This window comes from Pedosphaera parvula Ellin514 (assembly GCF_000172555.1).
In the GTDB taxonomy this organism is placed as follows: Bacteria; Verrucomicrobiota; Verrucomicrobiia; order Limisphaerales; family Pedosphaeraceae; genus Pedosphaera.
Genome location: NZ_ABOX02000018.1, coordinates 1 through 22,580, shown reverse-complemented (window position 1 = coordinate 22,580; position 22,580 = coordinate 1). Strand labels below are relative to the sequence as shown.

General features: G+C 51.3%; 15 protein-coding genes and 1 rRNA gene. 7 read left to right on the top strand and 9 right to left on the bottom strand.

Annotation, left to right across the window (positions count from 1 at the left end; genetic code table 11):
- Positions 1-7: 7 nt before the first annotated feature.
- The 3 genes from CFLAV_RS15200 to CFLAV_RS15190 all read right to left on the bottom strand — a co-directional run bounded on the left by CFLAV_RS15200 (position 8) and on the right by CFLAV_RS15190 (position 4,999).
- Positions 8-3,367, bottom strand: a complete 3,360-nt coding sequence (locus CFLAV_RS15200; protein WP_007415650.1) for a non-ribosomal peptide synthetase — start codon at positions 3,365-3,367, stop codon at positions 8-10.
- Between the two features lie 328 nt (positions 3,368-3,695).
- Positions 3,696-4,178 carry an NUDIX hydrolase gene (locus CFLAV_RS15195; protein ID WP_007415649.1) on the bottom strand — a complete coding sequence of 161 codons (483 nt, stop codon included), beginning with the start codon at positions 4,176-4,178 and terminating at the stop codon, positions 3,696-3,698.
- Between the two features lie 134 nt (positions 4,179-4,312).
- Positions 4,313-4,999 (bottom strand): hypothetical protein, encoded by a 687-nt coding sequence (locus CFLAV_RS15190; RefSeq protein ID WP_007415648.1) that lies wholly within the window; start codon positions 4,997-4,999, stop codon positions 4,313-4,315.
- Positions 5,000-5,463: 464 nt separating this feature from the next.
- Between CFLAV_RS15190 and CFLAV_RS15180 the strand changes: the two genes are divergently transcribed.
- The 4 genes from CFLAV_RS15180 to CFLAV_RS15165 all read left to right on the top strand — a co-directional run bounded on the left by CFLAV_RS15180 (position 5,464) and on the right by CFLAV_RS15165 (position 12,322).
- Positions 5,464-7,044 (top strand): hypothetical protein, encoded by a 1,581-nt coding sequence (locus CFLAV_RS15180; protein WP_007415646.1) that lies wholly within the window; start codon positions 5,464-5,466, stop codon positions 7,042-7,044.
- A gap of 84 nt (positions 7,045-7,128) precedes the next feature.
- Positions 7,129-9,279 carry a hypothetical protein gene (locus CFLAV_RS15175; RefSeq protein WP_050785785.1) on the top strand — a complete coding sequence of 717 codons (2,151 nt, stop codon included), beginning with the start codon at positions 7,129-7,131 and terminating at the stop codon, positions 9,277-9,279.
- Positions 9,280-9,370: 91 nt separating this feature from the next.
- Entirely contained in the window at positions 9,371-10,192 is an 822-nt protein-coding gene (locus CFLAV_RS15170) for a type II secretion system protein (RefSeq protein WP_007415644.1), read from the top strand.
- A gap of 192 nt (positions 10,193-10,384) precedes the next feature.
- Positions 10,385-12,322 carry a DEAD/DEAH box helicase gene (locus tag CFLAV_RS15165; RefSeq protein WP_007415643.1) on the top strand — a complete coding sequence of 646 codons (1,938 nt, stop codon included), beginning with the start codon at positions 10,385-10,387 and terminating at the stop codon, positions 12,320-12,322.
- Between the two features lie 158 nt (positions 12,323-12,480).
- On the opposite strand, the gene CFLAV_RS15160 is transcribed toward CFLAV_RS15165, so the two are convergent.
- Genes CFLAV_RS15160 through CFLAV_RS15145 form a run of 4 tightly spaced genes read right to left on the bottom strand, consistent with a single transcriptional unit; the run spans position 12,481 to position 17,454 of the window.
- Positions 12,481-16,368: an FtsK/SpoIIIE domain-containing protein gene (locus CFLAV_RS15160; RefSeq protein ID WP_040548953.1), complete on the bottom strand. Its 3,888-nt coding sequence runs from the start codon at positions 16,366-16,368 to the stop codon at positions 12,481-12,483.
- Positions 16,361-16,573 carry a hypothetical protein gene (locus tag CFLAV_RS15155; RefSeq protein WP_007415641.1) on the bottom strand — a complete coding sequence of 71 codons (213 nt, stop codon included), beginning with the start codon at positions 16,571-16,573 and terminating at the stop codon, positions 16,361-16,363. Before CFLAV_RS15155 ends, CFLAV_RS15160 begins: the two co-directional genes overlap by 8 nt.
- Complete coding sequence (locus CFLAV_RS15150) at positions 16,570-17,178, bottom strand: hypothetical protein (RefSeq protein WP_007415640.1); 609 nt, start codon at positions 17,176-17,178, stop codon at positions 16,570-16,572. The genes CFLAV_RS15155 and CFLAV_RS15150 overlap by 4 nt, the downstream gene beginning before the upstream one ends.
- A 3-nt stretch (positions 17,179-17,181) precedes the next feature.
- The gene (locus CFLAV_RS15145; protein WP_040548952.1) at positions 17,182-17,454 is read right to left on the bottom strand and encodes a WXG100 family type VII secretion target; all 273 of its coding nucleotides are present in this window, start codon (positions 17,452-17,454) and stop codon (positions 17,182-17,184) included.
- Between the two features lie 717 nt (positions 17,455-18,171).
- Here CFLAV_RS15145 and CFLAV_RS15135 point away from each other — a divergent pair.
- Positions 18,172-19,224 carry a dipeptide epimerase gene (locus CFLAV_RS15135; RefSeq protein WP_007415637.1) on the top strand — a complete coding sequence of 351 codons (1,053 nt, stop codon included), beginning with the start codon at positions 18,172-18,174 and terminating at the stop codon, positions 19,222-19,224.
- 234 nt (positions 19,225-19,458) lie between these two features.
- Here CFLAV_RS15135 and CFLAV_RS34950 read toward each other — a convergent pair whose 3' ends face one another.
- The gene (locus CFLAV_RS34950) at positions 19,459-19,896 is read right to left on the bottom strand and encodes a toxin-antitoxin system YwqK family antitoxin (protein ID WP_150107445.1); all 438 of its coding nucleotides are present in this window, start codon (positions 19,894-19,896) and stop codon (positions 19,459-19,461) included.
- Positions 19,897-19,994: 98 nt separating this feature from the next.
- Between CFLAV_RS34950 and CFLAV_RS15125 the strand changes: the two genes are divergently transcribed.
- Entirely contained in the window at positions 19,995-20,513 is a 519-nt protein-coding gene (locus CFLAV_RS15125) for a GNAT family N-acetyltransferase (RefSeq protein ID WP_007415635.1), read from the top strand.
- Between the two features lie 152 nt (positions 20,514-20,665).
- On the opposite strand, the gene CFLAV_RS15120 is transcribed toward CFLAV_RS15125, so the two are convergent.
- Positions 20,666-21,526 carry a tetratricopeptide repeat protein gene (locus tag CFLAV_RS15120; RefSeq protein ID WP_150107440.1) on the bottom strand — a complete coding sequence of 287 codons (861 nt, stop codon included), beginning with the start codon at positions 21,524-21,526 and terminating at the stop codon, positions 20,666-20,668.
- Positions 21,527-22,400: 874 nt separating this feature from the next.
- Here CFLAV_RS15120 and CFLAV_RS15110 point away from each other — a divergent pair.
- Positions 22,401-22,580 (top strand): 16S ribosomal RNA (locus CFLAV_RS15110); the annotation flags it as partial.

The window sequence follows — 22,580 nt, the reverse complement described above, 5'->3', positions numbered from 1 at the left end:
TAGCTCTTCAATCGGGCCGACTCGGAGGCGGCGACGCTTGCCTCGCCTTCGGGACGGGGCGGTCTGAGAGGGCATTTAGGTCTTCGTTGCCTCTGCGAGATTGAGCATGTTCCGCTTGTTGGGCTGGCGACCGGAGCTGCATGCCCCTGCGGAGCCATCGAACTTGTTTCTGTGACCTGATCGGGTCAGTGCCAATTTTCCGGACTGCACGTGTCGCCGGCTGACTGATCAAACATTTGGCCAGCGCGTGGATGGTGGGATGTTGGTACAACTGCACGATGGAAAAATGTTTATCCAACGCGGCGCGCACTTGTGACACGACCTGCATGGCCAGCAGCGAGTGCCCGCCTTGTTCAAAGAAATTGTCATGGATGCCGATTTCCTTCCGACCGAGCACGTCACTCCAGATGTCCACCAGCTTTTTTTCGGTGGCGGAACGCGGTGGTACAACGATAGCCTCTGGTTGCAACTCATGTTCCGGAGTTGGCAGGGCCCGACGATTTATTTTCCCGTTTGGTGTCAGTGGAAAAGCATCCAACAGCACGAAGGCGGAGGGAATCATGTAATCGGGCAGCCTTTGTTTTAACAGCTCCCGCAGGCTGCGGGTCGTAAGGGCTGACTCTGCCACCGGCACGACGTAGGCCACCAAACGGTTATCGCGCGGAGCGAATTCACGAACCACGACAACACATTCCCGGACTCCTGGATGCTGGCGCAGTGTCGATTCAACTTCACCCGGTTCGATGCGGAAGCCTCGCAGCTTCACTTGATGATCCAGTCGCCCCAGAAATTCGATGGTGCCGTCAGCCAGATAACGGGCCCGATCTCCGGTTTTGAAAAGGCGTGCGGCTGATTCGGGCTTGAATGGATTTGGAATAAACTTTTCTGCGCTCAGTTCATTCCGCTCGAAATACCCCCGCACCACGCCTGCGCCGCCGATGAATAGTTCTCCCGGAACCCCGATTGGCACCGGTTGCAATTGCTGATCCAGAATGTAGATTTCCGTGTTGGCAAGTGGGCGCCCTATCGGAATGCGGCTTTCCTCCCTGTTCACCTTGTGGGTGGTGGACCAAACCGTCGTCTCGGTCGGACCATACATGTTCGAAATTTCTCCGGAGATGTGTAGCTGCTTCACGAGTTCCGACGAAAGGGCCTCCCCGCCCAACAGCAAGTGCCGCAGAGAACGAAGCGCCTGCCTTGCGTCTGGATCCCTCGCCAGCATCTCTGCCATGGAAGGAGTACACTGGAAGTGGGTGACGTTGTGCCGGGCGATCTGCCGGGCTATCGCTGTCACCAGGTTTTCATCGCGTTTTTGCAGAACAACTTTGAAACCACGCGCGAGTGTCCAAAATAGTTCGAGCACTGAGATATCAAATGAGATGCTCGTCACAGCCAGCCACACGCCGGACTCCTTCTTTAAATGCTGGTCCATCCCGGCAAAGAAATTCAGAATATTACGATGGGTGACCATGACACCCTTGGGCTGCCCCGTGGAACCTGACGTGTAGAGGACGTAGGCCAGATTATCGGACATCACTTTGTTGCTTGGGGCTTCGGTGCAGTGTGAATTGCCAACTGCAGGCTCAACCCTGCCATTGTCCAAGTACACGACACTAGCCTGGGTGCCTGGAAACATATCTGCGAATTTCTGCTGCGTAAGGAGAACCGGTGATCGTGCATCCTCCAGCATGAATGTCAGGCGATCCTTCGGGTAATCCGGGTCGAGCGGCACGTAGGCCCCTCCTGCCTTGAGCACGCCCAGCAAAGCCGTCACCATGTCCAAGGACACCTCCATGCAAACCCCGACGAGCACCTCCGGGCCAACCTTGAAGCTTTGCAGGCATTGTGCCAATTGGTTGGCGCGCATATCCAGCTCACGGTAAGTCAATTGCTCGTCTCCACATACCATGGCTATCGCGTCCGGAGTCGCCTGAGCCTGGGCTTCAATGGCTTCGTGCAGACAGCAGTTGGTGGGATAATCCTGCTCGGTGCGATTCCATTCCACCAGCACCTGCTGGCGTTCACCTTTTGATAGTAAGCGCACGGTGCCAAGCTTTTGGCGGGGATCAGCCGCCATGCTCCCCAGCAGGGTTTCCAGATGAGTTCCCATTCGTGCCACTGCCTTAGGCTCGAGGCGTCGTTGGTTATAGGAAATTTTGAACAACAGCTCTGGTTCTCCGTAGGCAAAGAGCGTGAGTGGAAAACTGGTTTGATCGATCACACGGAAATGCCGGTTCAACCAGGCACCATCCTGAGCGCGCAACACGGAATCCAAAGTCGCGCGCTCGAACACAACGAGGCTTTCAAAGAGGGGAGCATTGCCCGGCAGTTCACTCCACTGCTGAATTTGAATCAACGGGGTGCGTTCATGTTCCCGAATCCTGATTTGTTGCCCTCGCAATTCCTGAAGCCATGAACTCAAGTTGGTTTCCGGTGCCAGTCGCACCCGGACAGGCACTGTATTTATAAACAGCCCGATCATGGAGTCGGCTCCCTCGATAGTGGACTTCCTGCCTGCGCGCGTGACTCCGAACATAATATCTGTTTCGCCGCTGTACCGGCCGAGCAGCAATGCCCAAGCTCCTTGAACCAAAGTGTTCAGCGTTACATTCTGTTGTGCAGCGAATTGGAGCAGCTCGGTTGTCAACGGCTCGGAAATCCGCAGCCAGTGTTCTTTGTAGTCCGTCCCGCTTGCACCAATGCCACTGTTCATCTGGTCTATCACCAGTGGAGTCGTCGCTGTAAAGCCTTGGAGTTGTGACCGCCAGTAGTCTTCGCTCTTTGAAAGCTCTTGTTGTTCCAACCATTCAATGTATTCGCGATAGGGCCGCACTGAAGCCAATGTCGGCTCCCGACCTTGCCGCAGCATTTCATAAATCGCAAAAACCTCCTTGATCACCAGCGTAAAAGACCGTCCATCGAGCAAGGCATGGCTGAATGTCCATATCAGATGAAACAGACTCCGGCCTGATCGGCACAACACCAGCCGCATCAACGGCGGCCTCCCTGGATCAAAACCACGGCATCGTTCGGAACTAATTAAGGCTTCAAGCCGGAAAGTTTGCTCCTCCTTCGGTATGTTCTGCCAATCTTTGTGTTCGAAAGGAAAAGGGACTTCCTCATGCACCACCTGCAAAGGCGTTTTGAGCTCTTCCCAATGGAAACTGGTGCGGAGCGCCTCATGGCGTCGGATGACCTCTCTCCAGGCATCTACAAATGGTAGAATCTCGAGAACTTCGTGCAGTTCAAACACGATTTGCTCAATATCCACCCCCGAGTGTTCTGAGAGCAGGCTATTGAACAGCATTCCTTGCTGCATCGGAGCAAGCGCGTACGCATTTCCGGAATTGTTTTCTTGGTGAGACATTCCTTGGCCGGAACGCTACGACTGCTACAAAGATCCTTCCAGTGGGTATTGCCCTCAGTGAACTGGGGAGGGAATTCCCCAGTCAAATAAATCGCATGATACTTGCGAAACTTGGTGGACCCGTTTGTAAATCGAACCTGAGTGCGGAACTCGCTGATATGGCTCGGCTTACTTGATAGACTGCCAGTGTGGTTACCTCAGGTAGAACTCACTTACTCCGACTTCGGAACATGGTTATTTTATTTTGGCATTTGATGCAATTTTTGACCGTTTCCTTCCTGCCCGCGACCGAAATCCCTCGTGTCAGCTGAAAAATTTCCCTCCGCACTCAAACAGACGTTTTCCATGAGGCCTTGTTGGCGATCACTTCGAGTCTTTCCAGGAATTTTATTTGGGCTGGATTGATTTTAACCCTTGCCTCGGCGACTGACCAGAAGGCGGCCTTGTCTACCTCAGGAAACTCTTGAAGCTTTCCAGACTTTGGAGGCCACTCTATTTTTACTGTGTTACTCTTGATGGCGGCGGGGTCGCAGTTTCCTTCAAAAGTCCAGGCATGCACAATCTTGCCGGATTTTAGAGTGGTGTTCCCCAAAGAGATAAACGTTCCTTGAGGTTTTGTTCCTGTTTCTTCCTGAAATTCGCGTTTTGCTGCCAAAAGGGAATCTTCACCCGGATCAGTTTCACCTTTGGGAATGGACCAGGCTCCTGCATCCTTGTTGCGCCAAAAGGGGCCGCCTGGATGGACAAGCAGAACTTCAAGTCTGCCCTCCAGGGTACGGTACATCAAAAGACCAGCACTAATTTTCGACATCTTATAAAAATAATAACATACTGTTCAACCGTTTGGGTGGTGTCCGCCACCAGTGCGCTGATGAACTTGCAAGCAAAAGCCGGACTGCAACAGGGCTACAGTCCGGCTGTGCTTGAACCTTTAAATCCTTTTTTCTAGTGCTTGCCTGAACTGCGCAGGACCTTGATGGGTTCGGGAGTCTTGTAGTGGCGTTTGAGGCCGAGCTCCGTGAGCATGCCGCCCGGGACGCGGGCAATGAATTCCGGGAAGCAGCGTTCGACGCGGTCTTTAATGAGCTTCTGTCCGGTTTTGGTCTGCCAAAACTCTCCTTCGAGCTTGGCGATGGCGATCCCGGCTTCTTCGTTGGTCATATTTTCCCGCTTGGCGAGCATCCAGACCAATTCGGGATCGCCCGGCATGGCAACGGGGAAGGGGATGAACTTGAGGGTGATTTCCTGTTCGTCGCTGGCGTCCTTGTCGACGGGGCCGACTTTGATTTCGCTGGTGAATTGGGTGCCATCGGGCATGGAGACTTCGACGGCAAGAGTTTTTTCCTTTTTGTCGGGCTTAACGGTGATGTCGCCATCGCCGAAGGATTGCTGGAATTGCTCGGTGACTTCCTTGACGGTCTTGGGGTCGAGGTCGGGGAGTTCGACTTTTTTGCAGAATTTGTCGAACGCGATGGCGCGGGCTTTGGATTTGAGTTCGCTTTCGATGGCGGAATAGATTTTGCCAGCCAGTTCGGCATCGTGAGTGGCTTTGGGAAGGACACGCTTGAGGAGATCCAGAAGCTGGGCTTCGGTTCCTTTGGTCGGTTTCGTTGCTTCTTTTTCTTTTGTCATAATAAAACGGCTAAAACTGGTCTCATGTTGTGCAGGATTTTGCGGAAGGATTCAAGGCATTAGCGGGTCTCCAGCATGGTAGGGAAATTTTTGATGGTGGATGCTTTTTAGGTTGCCAATCGTCACCTGGCTTCTGATATGCTCCCCATTAACTACCTTTTTATATGCAAAAATTGTTTGCGCGATGTTTTTGCACAGAGTTGAACCCTGTTTGGATGGGAGGCTCTGAAGGGGATTACTTTTATCAAGCAGGAGGAATGAAAAGCGCCGAATACTCGTGGAAATTGAATTTTGGAGAACAGTGACGTTTGTCATGAAAACTGGTGACATGACAATTCAAAGGTTCCGTATAGCCTACTAGCAATACCCCGGTTTAGTCCCTCGGAGAAAAGTGGCTCGTGCCATCCTTGCGAGTGTAACAGCCGGTTAGCAAAGGCCCGGATCAGGCCGAAAGAGAGCTTACTATGAAAAATAAAAGATACCTACACTCAGCCCTACTGGGCATTGCCGGCTTGCTTTTGGCGAGCACGGCCAGTATGGCCCAGACGGCGACGGATTACCTCAACTCATTCGACGACAGCACGAGTACCGCCTCCTGGATAAGATGGTGGGGCAATGACTTTACTCCGACGTGGGACGGGACCGTGGACCGTTCCAATAGTGCGACTTCTGGATCGATGAAGTATTCGATCCCTTACACCGGGGCGCTTCAAGAACAGATGATGACCTTTGGCACCCTCCAAAACAGCCGGGCTTGGGATGGAGGGGTGGTAGTCGACGGTGCTCAGTATACCAACGTGACTTTCGATATTCATGTCGATCCCAGTTCCGGAACCTGGGCGGGTTCGGGTGGCGCAAATTATGGCAGTTTTGATGTGATCTTGATGCAACAAGGCTGGGGGACAATTACTTTGGGCTCAGTTACCATTCCTTCAAGTGCCACCAACGGGTGGGCGCATATTGTTCAACCCATCGACTCCAGCATCGGGGATATTTCCAAGACTGTCGGAATTGATTTCAAACAATGGGTGGATGGTCATCTTCCCAACACATTCACGTTTTGGATAGACAATCTCAAGTTGGAGGCGAAGCAGGGACCGCCGCCACCGCCTCCCAGTCTGAAATTGACCAAGGTGACAACGACGGGACTTCAACTGGTCAGCTCTGCCTCAGACGGTAACACTATCCGGCAGGGTATTCACGCAGTTAATCCTGTTTCGTGGATTGGTGCGCCCAATCCAGTATCCTATTCCATTACAATTACCAATTATCCGAGCAGTTCATATCCCAATTTGCAAACCCACATCTTCCTCGCACCAGGGAATGCAATTCCTAATGGCCCCGGCGATTCCTCAATCGATTGGAACGCAACGAATGTGATTTTCGTTCAAATCCAAAATCATGGTGACGGGACAGCGGGCGCCACCTTCATGTACAAGACGAATGTGGATGGTGGGCCGAATAATGCCGACCGTTGGCAGGGTCAGATCTTCGGCAGCAACACCTTGGCGGTCATAAGTGCTCCAACCATTCTGGGCAAATGGAGTGTGACGTTCAATAACGACACCAACGTCACCATCACGGTGCCTGGGGGAGGTAGCACGAACTTCGTCATGCCGGCAGCTTCGGCCGCGTACTTTGCCGACCCTCTGTATGCCGTCTTCGGCATGCAGCCAAACGTAACTGCCAACATCGGCCAACCGGTTGTCTTTTCAAACGTGAGCATCAGCGGCGTAGCAACACCGGCAGATGACAGCTTCACAACTGCTCCGTTGGATACTTCGATATGGGGGTTGAGTGCTGGCAATAGTGCGGGCGTGACGGTAGTGCCACTCGATTCTGCTTACTGGGTAAGCTGGACACTGCCGGATGGCGGATTCGGTTTACAGATTAGTGGCGATCCTGCCGATTCAAATTCATGGTCTGACCCGGGATTGACGGCGTCTGCATTTAGCGGAAGAAAGAACGTTTTGATCCCAACTTCAACAACTTCAAGCCTGCCTGGAACAAACGGATTCTTCCGCTTGTTGAAGCCTCCCCAATAAGAAGGCGGCTAATGGGCGATTCAAGGGGTGCCGATATATTGCGGTACCCCTTTTTTTGGCGTCTGAAAGATAGTGCTTTTACTGATGAGCTGGATGCAGTTATCAAAATGGTTCAACCGATTAACCTGGATGGTTCTGCTGGGCGTGACGTCCTCACAACCAGCACGCTCTCAGGCAAATTTGCCCGTTTATACCGATCATCTGGTTAATGGTTTTCAGGACTGGAGTTGGGCTGCAAGAAACCTGACAAATACCGCACCCGTTCACTCTGGCAATAATTCCATCCGGGTAAGCGCCATGGGTGGGCAGGCGCTCTATATCCACCATGGGGATTTCAATACTGCGCTTTATACCAATCTCTCTTTTTGGATTAATGGAGGTGCGAGCGGGGGGCAACCCCTGCAAATATCAGGAATTCTCGGTGATACTGCACAGAGTCCAACCAACCTTCCCACCTTGCCGACCAACTCATGGCAACAGCTAAGCATCCCGCTTACAGCCTTGGGAATTGCCAACAAACCCAACTGCACCGGATTCTGGATTCAGCATAAAGGGGGAAGCAACACGAATGATTTCTTTGTAGATGATATTCAATTTGTCGCCAAGGCAGCACCAGTGCTGACCCACATCAGCGTCAACGCCAATCAAGCCGTGCGCAGTGTGGATCCACGGTTGTTTGGACTGAACACGGCCATTTGGGATGGCAATTTCGATACGCCGGAAACCCTATCTTTGTTGAGGGAGATGGGTTGCCTGACCCTGCGTTTTCCCGGTGGTTCACTTTCAGACGAATATCATTGGGCCACTGGAAAATCTCTGACGAATACCTGGTCCTGGGCAACTTCGTTTATCAACTTTGTTCACATCGCCACCAATCTTGGGGCCAATGTTTTTATCACGGTGAACTACGGGACTGGCACGCCCACCGAGGCAGCGAATTGGGTGCGTAGCGCCAATGTCACGAATCATTACGGGTTTAAGTACTGGGAAGTTGGCAACGAAGTATACGGAACCTGGGAGACTGATAGCAATTCAAGTCCTAACGATGCTTTTACGTATGCGACGCGGGCCAAGAGTTATATCCAGCAAATGAAGGCGGTTGATCCGACAATAAAGGTCGGTGTGGTGGCCGCTCCCGGCGAAGCGAGTTACGTTAATGGCAACGCCACCCACTCCGCGTACAATCCCCGGACAGGCCAGACGAATTATGGTTGGACACCGGTTTTACTCGCAACCTTGAAGAGTTTGAATGTGACTCCTGATTTCGTAGTTCATCATAGGTATCCGGAATATACCGGTCAGGAGAGTGATCCAACCTTGTTACAAGACTCTGTGGGGTGGGCGGCTGATGCCGCGGACTTGCGGCAGCAAATCAATGATTACTTTGGGACTTCCGGCACGAACATTGAATTGGTTTGCACGGAAAACAACAGCAATTCCGGCGACCAAGGCAAACAATCGGTGAGTTTGGTTAACGCACTTTATTATGCTGACAGCCTTGGTCAGCTGATGAAAACCGAGTTAAACTCGTTGGTCTGGTGGGATTTGCGCAACGGCAACGATACCAAAGGCAGCATGGATCCTGTGCTCTACGGTTGGAGATTATATGGGGATCTCGGGATGATTGGTAATCTCACCAATAGATATCCTCCGTTTTACGCTGCAAAAACGATGCAATATTTTGCCCGCCCAGGAGATACTGTGCTGAATGCAGCGAGTGATTATTCGTTGCTTGCCGCCTATGCGGTTCGCCGGGCGAGTGGTGCGTTAACCCTGCTGGTAATTAACAAAGATCCGGTCGGTTCCTTTCCGGCTCAAATTATGGTCAACGGGTTTAATCCTTCTTCGGCTGCAACCATAACCTCGTATGGGATTCCTCAGGATAACGCTGCACAGTCCGGCACTGTCTCGCAGGATTTGGCACGAACCAATTTCTCATCTGCCGGAACCAATTTTAATTTCACATTCCCGCCTTACTCGCTGACACTTTTCACGCTGGCCCCGACAGCGCCCAAGCTGATCGTCCTTCCGCAACCCGCTCAATCGGGCTCGTTTGTTTTTCAATTGCAAGGACAGGCAGGTGTCCGCTACTCTCTACAGTATTCAACCGATTTGACCACGTGGAATACCATATCCACAAATACCATGGCAGGCTCGTCTACGAATCTGACCAACGCAATAAATCCAAGCCTACAGATGCAACTTTGGCGCACAGCCTGGCAGTCTCAGCCTTAATTCGGAGAAATTAACCTCTAACCATGTCGTTATGCACATAATCAAGAATAAGCAGGTGCGAGAAAATGTTGTTCGGTGTCGAATCCGGAGTATGGAAAAGGAGTCAAGCAGGCTTGGTAGAAAGGGGTTTACGCTCATAGAATTGCTCGTGGTGATAGCGATCATTGCGATTCTAGCCGGGCTGCTCCTGCCTGCATTGGCCAAGGCCAAGGAGAAAGGCCAGGGCATCCGATGCCTTGCCAACATGAAGCAAATGACGCTTGCCTGGATCATGTACACTGATGATTTTAATGGCAATCTGCCTCCCAACCCCAATGGCCTAACGGCGAAAGGGTGGGTCGATGGTTGGCAGGATTTTACAGTGAACAACCTTGATAACACCAACGTGATCCTGCTCAGGGAATCGAAACTTGGACCATACTGCAATAAATCAACAGGAATTTATAAATGTCCGGCCGACGTTTATACCTGTAAAATTGGCACCACCCAGTTGCCTCGTGTTCGCAGCAATTCAATGAATGGTTTTCTGGAAGGTGGAGCCTATGATTCAGTCAAAACAGGACCTAGAGACAGTTCGGTCTGGTATCCTACCTACAGGGCTTATAATAAAATGGCAGATATCACCAATCCGAATCCGGCGGATTTGTTTGTGTTTGTTGACGAGCACCCTGACAGCATCAACGACGGCTGGTTGATAACCAATCCCACAGATCCGAATAACTGGGTTGATCTCCCTGCCAGTTATCATAATGCGGCATGCGGCTTTAGCTTCGCCGATGGTCATGCTGATGTGCATCGATGGTTGGAAGGCACCACCTGTGTGCCGGTGAAAAAGGTTACAGTTAACTCGTATCCGGCACCCAACAGTCGCGACATAAAGTGGATGGTTCAGCACGCGACGGCGTTAAGGTAGGGGATTGATCTCCTGGGCGGTTCTCCAGCTATAAGTGGGTGCACTTTGTTACGGGCATGTTTACCGGGGAGTGGCACGCAGCAGTCACCCGGAAACTGATGGCGGCTTCCGGCCGGGCCGGGCCATAAATAAATCTCTCCCTTAAAGGGATTCTCTCGAGTATGTTATGATTGTCGCTACTGGCGACAACGAATGACGACGAAATTATTTTCTGAACTGGGGCTTTCTGCTGAATTGCAGAAAGCGATTGATAAGATGGGATTTGAGCAGGCTTCACCGATTCAAGCTGAGGCAATTCCTGTGCTGTTGCAGGGGCGCGATGTGGTTGGTCAGTCACAGACCGGATCGGGCAAGACTGCGGCGTTCGCCGTGCCCGCCATCGAAAAGGTCGACCCGCAGAATCGGTCGGTTCAGATATTGATTTTATGCCCAACACGCGAGTTGGCGGTCCAGGTTTCCGAGGAAGTCCATAAGCTTTCCATTTTCAAGCGGGGCATTCATGCATTACCAATTTATGGTGGCCAATCTTATGAGCGCCAGTTCATGGGCTTGAGGCAGGGCGCCCAGATCGTCATCGGCACGCCAGGCAGGGTCATGGACCATATGCGTCGGGGCACGTTAAGGCTGGACCAGGTTAAAATGGTAATTCTGGATGAAGCCGACGTTATGTTGGACATGGGTTTTCGGGAAGATATTGAGTTTATTCTCCAGGCGGTGCCAACCGAACGGCAAACGGTGTTTTTTTCCGCCACCATGCCGCGGCCCATCCAGGAATTGATTCAAAAATATGCCCGTGATCCGCAATCCGTGCGCATCGAGCAAAAGGCCATGACGGTGCCTACGGTGGAGCAGTTCTTTTATGAGGTGGATCGCCGGTTCAAGGTTGAGTTGCTTACACGTTTGATTGATATCCACGATCTGAAGTTGGGAATTGTTTTCTGCAACACCAAACGCATGGTGGACGATCTGGTGGATCATTTGAATGCGCAGGGTTACTCCGCAGACAGGCTGCATGGCGATATGAGCCAGGCCATGCGCGATCGGGTAATGAATAAATTTCGCAAATCCGGTTTGGAATTTCTGGTTGCCACCGACGTGGCGGCACGCGGCATTGATGTCGACGATGTGCAGGTGGTGTTCAACTACGATCTGCCGTACGATGCTGAGGATTATGTGCATCGCATCGGCCGCACAGGCAGAGCAGGGCGGAGTGGGCGGGCCATCTCGTTTGTTGCCGGGCGTGAGTTGTTTCAGATTCAGCATATTGAGCGATTTACGAAAATGAAAATTCAACGCGCGAAAATACCGACTGCCGATGAGGTGGAAACGGCGCGCGCAAATGTATTCCTGGACAAGCTCCGAGGGTTGTTGCAGGGCGGGGAATACAAGAAACAGGATCATTTGGTTTCCATTCTGCTGGAGGAAGGCTTCAATTCGACCGATATCGCTTCCGCACTGATTCACCAGTTGCAGGCTGGAGAGGCGGCGCCTGCGAAGACTCAACGCGAAGAAGAGCGCGAACGACCGGAACGCCCAACCTTTCGTGAAAGAAGAGATGACCGACATGATGGGCGAGCGGACCGTCCTTCTCGTTTTTCTGAGCGTCGGGAAGAACGTCCTCGAAGGCCGGATTTTTCAAGGGAAGCCAGGCCGGAGCCGGTGCGGCATAGCGCCCCACTGCCAAAGGTGGAACGTAAGCCGATTATCGCCAAGCCCGAGCATCGTAAGGAGCAGGCACCTGCATCTGCACCCGCTGCAACAGAAGCAAAACCCGCTCCTGTGCCACCGAGTGAACCGTCTCGTCCAAAGCCGGCACAGCAGTTTCCTTTTGCCGAGCGTCGGGAGAAGGTATTTCAAAAAGCTGCTCCAGCACCCAAACATAGCCGTCGAACCCCGGATGATTTTACCCGCCTTTATATGAGCGTAGGTGGGGAAATGGGGGTTGGGGCAGGGGATGTGGTCGGAGCCATTCTTGGAGAAACCGGGTTGCCTGCCAAAGTAGTTGGCACCGTCGACGTTCGCGAGCGGCATCTATTTGTGGACGTTGCTTCAGAACACGCCAACAGTATCATTTCCAAACTCAACCGCAGTCGCATTAAGAATCAAAAGCTAAAGGTAAAATTAGCATAGCCGACATTTCTTCTGTCTTTTGAGCGGGCTTTCGAGCCCGCTCAAACAGCTTGAATGATTAGGCGATTCGGATTCTCAACAGCGAACATGGCGCCGTGCGCGCTGCCGGGTTTGGCAGTTCGTTCCAGGGAAAGTTAGCAGGTTGTGAAGCGCCCAGACTATTTGAGTTTGAGAATTTTTCCCAGTTTAGTTCCTGCATCTTCAATCCAGCCGTTGTCGGGAAGTGCGTAAGGACGAAATACTTCCATGTAGCCTTGCTGCTCGTTGTAGTAAAGGGCGCGATGCAATCCCAGCGTGCTCGCCTTGGGTGAGTCTATCAGGCTGGCGGAGTCGTTTGCGCTCATTTGGAAAAGCACACGCATTTCGAATCCGGTCAAAGCCTTGCGACTGAAGAAGCGATTCACATTGTTGTAAGAGTCACAAGAGGCGATTACATGGAATCCAAGGCTGCTGCCTTCAGAAACAATGTTGTTCAATTGCATGCTTGGATTTGCAGTAGTTTCCTCGCTCGCGGAAAAACTGAAATCCTCTTCATAACGGAGCTTGGTGAATTTCTGCAAGTCGTGAAAAATCAGGAAAGTGTCCGGTCCGTGTGCCGACTGCTCATCCTCCGCCCGTTTCTTCATATCGGTCGCGAGCTCGTTCATGATTTGTGCAACCTCGGTATTTTTGACCAGAGTGATTTTGTGCGGGATGGCCTGAATGATACGTTCCAGAAACTCACGTTCTGGCGACTCAGGTGGATTGCCACTAAACACAAAGATTCGCACCGCTCCAGCCGGATACTGTGCCGCCAGCGCCACCAAGCCGACTGAAAGAATCGACAAGGTTGCTTCCTCGCGCTGCCCTACAATGAGCAGATTATTTCCACTCTGTTTTTCGAATACCACTTCGGTGGGCCCTTTGATGGCATTCGGTGAACCCAACCAGATGCGGGCGGTGCGGGTGCGGGTGATGTTTTCGGCTTCGAGCAGGTCTCGTAATAACGGGTTCTCGCGCACACTGCCTGGAGTGTTGCCCTCAAAGACAATTGGGTCTGGATAACGCTTGTTGCTGCGATCAGCCCGTTCCCGCACCCTTTCCAAATGATGATCCCGGTCATCATCGGATATCCAAACCGCCTGGAAGGGGCTGTTGCCTTCCAGGGCTCCAGCCGCGTCGTTGTAAATGCCTTCGCCCGGGCGGGAAAGCAGGCGCGGTGCTGGATTACTGTCATCCATGATGAGATAAGCATCGGCTTCGTTACATTGCAGCGCGATGCGAATGACCATCTGCCCCAACGTTGTGCGCGCCACAGTATAGGCGCCACCCAGCGTTTGCGATCCAAGTATCACATGAATGCCAAAAGCACGGCCCTGGCGAACAATGCGATCAAGCAGAACGGATGCCGATTGTGAAACCCTGTCTTCCTCCACGAAAAGTTCCTGGAACTCGTCAATCATCAAGAGCGAGCGAGGCATCGGCTCAGTGCCGCCGGCTTTTTTATAACCCGCAATATCCTGTGCTCCGAGTTTTCGGAAAAGATCGCCACGTCGCCGCAACTCATCATCAACCCGCTGCAGCACGCTCAATCCAAATTCCCGATCACTCTCAATCGCGACCACTCGTGCGTGTGGCAATCGGTTTGCCGCATAGCATTTGAACTCAACACCCTTTTTAAAGTCGATGAGATAAAACTCCACCTGGTCGGGACTGCACCACAAGGCAAGGTTGGTGATGATGACATGGAACAGCGTGGACTTGCCTGATCCGGTTTTGCCGGCAACCAGCGCATGTTGACGTGTGCCTTTACCGATGGCGAGGTATTGCAGCTTGGTAGCTCCGGTCCGGCCGATGGGCACTTGTAATTCAGAGGTGGTATCTTCGCTCCAGATCTCAGTTTCTGAAGGAGCAACTTGGGAAAACGGCACTTCAATACGGCTGGAATCCTTGCTGCTCTTGCCGATTTTATGAATCAAATCAGTGGCGAGCTCAGTCGCTGGCGGCGCATCGAGAACCAGCTTTGCTCCCGGAATGCTCCTGTTCTGCAGAACACAATCATTGGCGCGGCGAGTGATGCAGGTGCTGTGCTTTCGTAGTTCGTCCGCGACAAAATTGTGTGGCGCGGGTTGCCGTTGATCCCAATGGATCAACGTGTACACTCCGCAACGAGCCCCGCTGGCAGCAATGCTGAGCAATCGTTTGATCGCAATCTCACCAAAATTTACCGGAAAATCCGCGATCACGAGGAAATGGTATTTCTCCGCCATGTTGCCAGCCTGAGCATTGTATTCCGCAATAGTTTCATACTCATTGCGTAAATACATCTGAATGATCTTTTCCATGTGCTCATTCAGCTCGGCCAGCTTTTCCTCAATTTGAGCTGGCTGAGTCCAGATGCGGTTATTGATGATGCGATCCTCGTAATCCGCCAAATGCATCAGGCCGGAAAAGTTTTTGCCCAAACCAACCGGGTCAATGATGGTGAAATTCGCCTTTCCTGCTGGAGCATTCGACAACAGGCGTAAGGTAATGTTGTTGAGTGCTCCAATAATGTCATCGCGTCCCGACTCACTTGTCTCGAAGAGAATTGAGCCGTGATTTGGGTAAGTGAGAAAGAGGGGGGCGGAAAAACGTGCCGGTCCAGGTAGGGCCAAACGGGTGTCTTTGGGGGTAACTTCCGCAAGTTTTTCCACCTCTACCTCAAAGTGTGCAAATTCCGCGGCTTGTGAAAATTCAATTGGAGGTGTCCAGGTTTCCACGACCTTAGGGCTCCATGGCGGAGAAACCTTTTCGGCCAATTTGTTCGCGGCACCAATCGCATCATAGATGGGCTGAACCTTCGTCTTCCATTCCGATTCCAAATTCTCCCAGTGAGCACAATGCTCGGCATTGTGTCTGGTTTCTTTTTCGACCAGTGAAGCAGCCAATTTTTTCTTTGCAGCTTCTGCCTCGTTGTTTAATCGTTCGCCGGTTGCTTGATGTGCGCGCTCAAGTCGCTCGAGATTCATCCGGCGCAAGGCCATGTTCCGCGCAGAAGCCTCCAGTTTTCGCTGGTCCACCTCCTGGGCACGAGAGACTCGCAGTCGCTCGTCTTCCCTGATCGCACTTTTATACTCCTTGTCCACCGCGCCTCTTCCTTCCTTGAATTCCGTCTCGACGCGGGACATTTCCTGCGAATAAGTGTTTTCAGATTTTTCCAGGCACACACTGTGCAGCGTTCTGGCCCTGCCAAGCGCATTGGCAATTGTGGCAGCCAGTGGTTTGGCCCTTTGCTTCCCCATGAAATAAAGCACCAACACCAGCACTATCGCTCCTGCTGTATAACCAATTCCTTCCGTTTGAGAGATATGGATTACTCCGAAATGCTGCAACAACGCTGGTGCCAAAGAAGCTATCAGTAGCAGCCAGACGGGTAGAAAACGGAACAGCAATGGCAGGATGAATCCGCCGAACCGCTTGAGGTCGGTATTCGCTTTGCCAAGTAACGTCCGCATTTCATCAAGCAACTGATGCTCATCCCGGTTCTGATCAACCTTGATGTTTTTCTGCGCGCGCAGGAGAAGGCGCACAAATCCCCGATAACCGCTAAAGGAATTCCGGGCAGTTTTCTCCAACTCGTCCAGGCTGGCCAACTCTTGCGCGAGGTTGTTGCTAAATTCTTCAAAATTCTTTTTGGTCTGATCCAGGCCGTCATCGTGATCGCGCTCCAATTGCATCAACTTTTTTTGAAGCACATATTTTCTGGACCCGGTCTCATTTTCCGTGGCCGACATCGCATGATCCTTGCTGGAGCGATGCGCCCGGGAAATGCGTCCTTTGCGCTGCTCGTAGCGGGTTTCACTGGCCTCCTTCGCGGCCCGGTACTTGGCATCCTCACTCGCCAAATCTTCGGCTAACTGTGAAGCCTGCGCTTGGAGCGCCTCCTCGTTCCACCGGCGCTCCTTGGCCAGTTTGACCGTCAGATCGTGGTTGACCCGCTCTTCCCGGGTGCCGAAATCGCGAACTGTGCTCTTCAATTCTTCGAGCAGTTCGACCATGTTTTTTACTTCAAATTTGCTACTCACAGTCGCGTCTGACTTTCGTTACAAGTTTATCTAATTTTTCGATGATCATCACCGCCCGCTCCACACTCTGCTGCAGTTCATCCAAATATTTCTTCTCGAACTCTATGCTTTTGGCATCCCTCCAGGATTCCTTGGTGTCATCCCACTTCACCCGCAGTTGCGTGGTCAAGGTTGCCAATCGGACTCCGTTTCCGCTCAAACTCATAAATCCTTTCCCTCCGCAGCGCTTTTACTCTCCGGCTCTGAAGCTGGAACCCCGGCCGCTCCGGCAGAGGCTTCTGCATTTTCACCGGTCACCTCCACGTCCGCGCCAGGTTCGGCCATCGCCCCGGATGGCGGGGCAATTGCCGCATATTCTTCCAACGTTATGATCATTTGCGTCAGGTAAACGACCGCCTGGGCCATGTCCGTGGCAAAGACGCTATGCAGTTTATCCACCTGTTTCTCGAGTGGTTCGGCTTGATTGGGAAACTCCCGGTCCCAATACTTGATCTGCTTTAACTTTCCTTCAGCATGCACCAAGGCCCGCTTTGCATGCACCACCGCCATTTGCTCCGCCACACTCGGCTCCCGCAAGTTTGACATTTTGGAGCTAAACAAAGCTGCCTGCGCCTCTTCCACTTCCTTGGCGACACGCTTTCTTTGGCCCTCCCACAGCATCCGTTGCTCCGATTCTATCCAGTTCCTCGTGCGCTTCACATCCGAACTCACTTCCTCCACCGTTGGACGCGCCTTGCTCAGGTAGATGATCAATGCTTCGCGAAACGACTTGATCGCATCCAGCGAGGTAATGTTGGCCTTCTCTGCCATGATTTAGCGTTGCTTTAAATACTCTTCAATGCGTTCCGCTTTCCGCATCAAGTAGGGGGTGTGCTGGTTGGAAATATCGATGAACTTCTTCAAAGCCTTCATCGTCTGCTTGAATTCCTCAGAGAATTTGTTGTGCTCCTGGTCCTGCCAGGTATCGCCCAGCGACGCAAACCTTGCGTGCAGCGAACCCATTTTAGTCTGGAGGTCGGCATTGAATCGCTTCAACTCTTCGGCAAAACGCCGGACCTCTTCGGGATCCATTATTGCTTGCGGCATAATCGTGTTCGTTATAAAGCTGCCGGACCATTTAGCCGTGCCAAGGCCATTTTCATAGGGCCTTTCATCATGCTAGATTGTAGCGTAGCGCCGCGATTCTGTCCAAGTAACCTTGTTGTTGAACATTTTTCATGCAGGAAAATTTTTTGTGAAGTGCCGTTATCTGCCGGTAGCTGCCGCTGGTTGCCACTTCTCCGTAATTTCCTGATGCCACCAGCTCTGCACGTTCCTGTTTCTGAATGTCGCAACGCCCCGTCGCTCACCTGCGACCAAATGCCATGCAGTAACGCGTCCCGTCCGAATGGAAGAAATGGTGCTGCGTTCTTTGTCATTTTCTGTCTCCTTGATCTTGAAAACTTTGTTTCGGCTGCATCCAATAAAACCGGGCCAAACTTTGATTGTGATTCTCTTAAACACCGCCGAACCTGTCAATTGGAAACATAAGAAAAGCAAAAGTATCACTCGAAATAATCTTATGCCGGTGCTCTATTTCAGACGTTATTTTTCTAATATTCGAGGCTCGGCCCGGCCTTCTTCATAAGCTGGATGCATACACGCGATGGGTATTCTATCCATCAGATTCCAAGGTTCTTGAAGCGTTTCCCTGCCGCTCTGATTCCCTCGCCATGGGTGAGGATTGGTACAAATGCAGGTCGCTTCAAAAAACTGTGAAAAAGAATTTATTTCGCTGTAAAGCTCGTTAGTATCCGTCCTCATATGCAAATCAAAGTGTCGCAATTCGGCTTGAACCTTGCCCACGCGTGGGCCACCGCTGCCAGCTCGGCAAAAAAAAGCCGGATCGTTACTTTTGTTAAACTCACCTCTTCCGATGGCGCCTTCGGTTTTGGTGAATCTGCCCCTTCCAGTCGCTATGGCGAAACTCTCGAAACCGTCACCGCCTTTCTCGCCAAGATTGATCCCAAACAGCTCTCCTTCGATGACGTGCCTGGCAGCATGGCTTACCTTGATAAACTTTCATCGGGCGATTTTGCTGCGAAAGCAGCCGTCAACATTGCGCTGTGGGACGGCGCAGGAAAAAAGGCGCGCAAACCGATTTACGACTTGCTGGGACTTGGCTTTACCGAGAATAAACACATTACCTCCTACACCATCGGCATTGATGCTCCCGAAATCATCCGGCAAAAGGTTTTGGAAGCGGAACAATATCCCGTCCTTAAGCTCAAGGTGGGCGACAAAAACGATCGGGAAACAATGGCCATCCTGCGCTCAATCGCCCCTGCCAAAACCGTCCGTATCGATGGCAATGAAGGCTGGAAAACAAAAGAGGAGGCTTTGAAAAACATAGAGTGGTTTGCGCAGGACAAGAACATCGAGTTTGTCGAGCAGCCCATGCCGGCCGATAGCAACCCGAAGGACCTGGCCTGGCTGAAGGAACGTTCACCCTTGCCCCTGTATGCGGACGAGTCTTTTTTTGCGGTCGCCGATGTTTCCCTCTGTGTCGATTGCTTCCATGGTGTGAATGTGAAACTGGTCAAAACCGCTGGCATCAGCGGTGCCTATGAAGCCTTGCAAGCCGCCAAAAAGGCCGGCCTGAAACGCATGATTGGCTGCATGGTTGAATCCAGCGTCCTGATTGGTGCCGGTGCCCACCTCGCCGAACTGGCTGATCATCTCGACATCGATACTAACCTGCTTATCACGAACGATCCATTCCAAGGCACCACCGCCGAAAAAGGCATCATCTCCTTTGCCAAGGCATCTGAACCTTGTGGGCTGCGAGTCAAAGCAACGCCTAGTTTTGTGATGTAGGCTGGAAGCGAAAAGCAGTCATTCGGGTCCACGAGCTTTTTCGTAATATCTCCTCAGTTCTTCGATTGAGGAGAAGCAAACACCCCGTTCTTCTGCAATGAGTTCAAAGAGTGCCCCGCATTGTCTGCATCGGAACAATGTCCCGTGCCTTTCAACATTGGTTTCCAATTCTTCAAACTTCGATGATGGAACCGGGAATTGTTTGCAAACTTTACAAGCCCTGTTTAAGTCCGATTATGCGGATTTCTCTTCGGGATATTGAGGAAGTTTGGGGTCCGTTTTGCATGCTTCAAGATACTTCTTTCGGGATACTTTTTTGCCCATTATATAATAAGTCTCTAAAGGGAACTCACCGTTTTCGTCCCAACACTTCTGTCGGCCATTCGGTAATCCCTTGTAAGCGTCTAGTTCTTGGGAAAGGATTCCGTTATCGTACCAATCTCTGTGTACTCCTACACCGTGCTCCATGGAGTATTCTCCAAGCAGCCTACCATCCGTAGCCCATGCCCGAGTTACACCGTGTTGAAGTCCATTCTCAAAAGGAATTTCAGCGGCAAGAACTCCATTTGGATGCCAATGCCTTTTCAACCCATGTGGACGGCCATTTTGCATGGGAATTTCGGCCCGCAAAACTCCATTCGGGTGAAATAGACGCTGAACTTGTGACTTCATGAATTGCTGGATAAATACACTCTTCTACTCTAATTGAGCAACTGTTACCGCAATTTGAATGTTCCCATGCTTCGAGCCTTCAACTAGTCTACCTGCCTATGCAGGTAATTCGCTGCGATGCCTCATTTTCAGAGCCAATCCTTAACATCTTCAACGATGCTATTCTCAACTCCACTGCGCTCTACGATTATAAGCCGCGCACCCTTGAGAACATGGCGACCTGGTTTGATTTAAAAACCAAGGGAAACTTTCCCGTCATTGGATTGGTCACCGATGCCGGTGAACTGATGGGCTTCGGTACTTATGGCACCTTTCGAGGATTTGCTGGCTATAAATACACAGTTGAACATTCCATCTATGTTGACGCCAAGTTCCGCGGCCAAGGCTTGGGCAAACGGTTGCTGCAGGAGATCATTTCCGCCGCGCAGGCACAGGATTATCATGTTCTAATCGGTGTCGTCGATTCCGCAAATTCTGCCAGCATCGCCCTGCACAAAAAGTTCGGCTTCACCCACGCCGGCACCATTCGCCAGGCTGGGTTCAAATTCAATCGCTGGCTCGACGTCGATTTCTACCAACTCGTTCTCCCAACTCCGGGCATTCCAGTCGAGTCCTGATCTGCTTTCCATCTGAAGCACCAGTTACTTCCCGCGCGTCCGAGTTACGTTTCTGGTGAATTACACGATCTGCTGTGCATAACTATTCCTATGTGAAATGTGTGAGAATGGTACGTTATGCGTGAAATTCCTACGCATTCGTATCATCCGTTTTACGTATGCTTAAAAACATTTCCCTCATTTTTCAGGGAAAATCGATGATTCGAGTTAGTCAAGTTGCTCTGGCAGGAAAAGTGCTTATGTGCGCTTGTCTGTGTTAGACTCTTGAGATGGCGGCAGGCGTTACGGGTCTTCGAACCACCCACTAGCGTCTGCCGCTTTGTTTTTGTATTTATTGGAAGCAATTTTATCCCCGCGCTGGAAGGAGGATTTGCACGTGTCGGTTCCCTGTTTACTAGCGATTGAGCATAACGCCTTGGCTTCCGTTTTGGAGTTTCTCCTTGATGCGCTTCTCTGATGGCTTTGGACCTTTCGGTAATCGCGGTTGCCTCTGAGCTTAGCCCTGCAGCTCTGAGGGATTCCGCATAGTCATCGAGAAAGATTGCAAATCCCATGGGATCCATCTCCGGTGCGCCAGCCTGCTCCAATACGTTTTGCGCCTGCTTGAAAATGGGCACGGCTTTCGTGAATTGCTGCGTGTCGTGGAATAAACGAGCTAATTCGCAGAGGGTGGGGGAGAGCAACTTATCGGCTTCTCCTCTTCCTCTTTGGATCACTCCCAAGGTATTTGTGAAGCCGAGCTCAGCCTCCTCATAATTCCCTAGATACCCTGTAACACGAGCCCAATCATAGAGCGCCTTCGCTTCTGCTGCGGGACCCAGATTGCCGGACTGCGCGATCCAATACGCACGGTAATATTCCTGTTTGGCTGGTAAAAAATCTTCCCGTTCCTCCGCGCGGATACCCGCGTTGTGATATCGAGTCCATGTTTTAGCATTGATCGGGCTTCGGCAGCCCGCTGTCATAATGAGCAAGCCAAATCCAGTGCTGAAAAGGAAAGTCAGAAATCTCATGCTCGGAATCAAGCAAGAGAGATAAATGAGGTTAAAACCAAACTCAACCCCGTAGATGGCCAAAGAATCAGGAAATACACATTGTTTCCTTAGTTGAGGAGTCTGAAAACCGGAGTCAAACTCATTTGCGAAAGTGAAATTGGGCACGGGCAAAACTCAAAAGCTCCAAAAATGCCTGTTGATTCAGGGTTTTAGTATGAGAATTTCGAACACATGCACACCATCGAGCAAGTTCCTCCATTCCAACGCCTTAAAACTGCCGTCGATGTTGAACGAAATGCATTGGCCATTGCGGCTTTCGAGTAGTGAAGAACAGGAAAAGCCTGGGCAATATGCTAAATATCAGATCCAAAAAATGGCGTGAAAGTGCATTATGGGATAAGTTGAATTGGGCAAGCTGAGGGCAAAACGAGATGAATTTGATGATCATCAAATGCCTTTAAACAAAGGGAAATAGGGCTAAAATGACAGCACAGTGAAAAAACTGTAAAAAAACTATTGCAGGGGAGAGTGGAGTTGATTAGATTGGCAGTGTTCTTTGGATAGCAAATAGCGGTGATGCGACGGCGAAAGAAAAGTGATAAAAAGCTGTTGACGCTGACGGATGGACTGGTTAGGCTGGTTCAACGATAAAAAACGTATCTCAGATGCCGAGATGCAGTATGGATGATCGGCGCTGAGGGTTTTTTGTCCCCTGGATGGGGAAAAGAACGAAGATTTTGGGTGTGCAAACACCCGCTGCTCATTGAAAATTGAATTGTGCGATAAGTTAGAGCCCCTTGAAGGCATTCAAGTTAGTTTGGATGTTTTCGAGAGTTTTAAAATTGTAAATAATAGTCAGGCTTAATCAGCCTGACGGAACAAACTAACGTTTTTAACGGAGAGTTTGATTCTGGCTCAGAACGAACGCTGGCGGCGTGGATAAGACATGCAAGTCGAACGCTAATCAAATTGTAGCAATACAGTTTGGTTGGAGTGGCGCAAGGGTGCGTAACACGTGGGTAATTTGCCATAGAGTTGGGGATAACTCGCTGAAAGGCGAGCTAATACCGAA

Bases quoted from the DNA above. Each gene is read 5' to 3' on its own strand.
- CFLAV_RS15190 (WP_007415648.1), bottom strand. From the start codon at position 4,999: ATGACAAAAGAAAAAGAAGCAACGAAACCGACCAAAGGAACCGAAGCC.
- CFLAV_RS15200 (WP_007415650.1), bottom strand. From the start codon at position 3,367: ATGTCTCACCAAGAAAACAATTCCGGAAATGCGTACGCGCTTGCTCCG.
- CFLAV_RS15195 (WP_007415649.1), bottom strand. From the start codon at position 4,178: ATGTCGAAAATTAGTGCTGGTCTTTTGATGTACCGTACCCTGGAGGGC.
- CFLAV_RS15175 (WP_050785785.1), top strand. From the start codon at position 7,129: ATGAGCTGGATGCAGTTATCAAAATGGTTCAACCGATTAACCTGGATG.
- CFLAV_RS15155 (WP_007415641.1), bottom strand. From the start codon at position 16,573: ATGAGTTTGAGCGGAAACGGAGTCCGATTGGCAACCTTGACCACGCAA.
- CFLAV_RS15170 (WP_007415644.1), top strand. From the start codon at position 9,371: ATGGAAAAGGAGTCAAGCAGGCTTGGTAGAAAGGGGTTTACGCTCATA.
- CFLAV_RS15125 (WP_007415635.1), top strand. From the start codon at position 19,995: ATGCAGGTAATTCGCTGCGATGCCTCATTTTCAGAGCCAATCCTTAAC.
- CFLAV_RS15165 (WP_007415643.1), top strand. From the start codon at position 10,385: ATGACGACGAAATTATTTTCTGAACTGGGGCTTTCTGCTGAATTGCAG.
- CFLAV_RS15135 (WP_007415637.1), top strand. From the start codon at position 18,172: ATGCAAATCAAAGTGTCGCAATTCGGCTTGAACCTTGCCCACGCGTGG.
- CFLAV_RS15180 (WP_007415646.1), top strand. From the start codon at position 5,464: ATGAAAAATAAAAGATACCTACACTCAGCCCTACTGGGCATTGCCGGC.
- CFLAV_RS15120 (WP_150107440.1), bottom strand. From the start codon at position 21,526: ATGAGATTTCTGACTTTCCTTTTCAGCACTGGATTTGGCTTGCTCATT.
- CFLAV_RS15150 (WP_007415640.1), bottom strand. From the start codon at position 17,178: ATGGCAGAGAAGGCCAACATTACCTCGCTGGATGCGATCAAGTCGTTT.
- CFLAV_RS34950 (WP_150107445.1), bottom strand. From the start codon at position 19,896: ATGAAGTCACAAGTTCAGCGTCTATTTCACCCGAATGGAGTTTTGCGG.
- CFLAV_RS15145 (WP_040548952.1), bottom strand. From the start codon at position 17,454: ATGCCGCAAGCAATAATGGATCCCGAAGAGGTCCGGCGTTTTGCCGAA.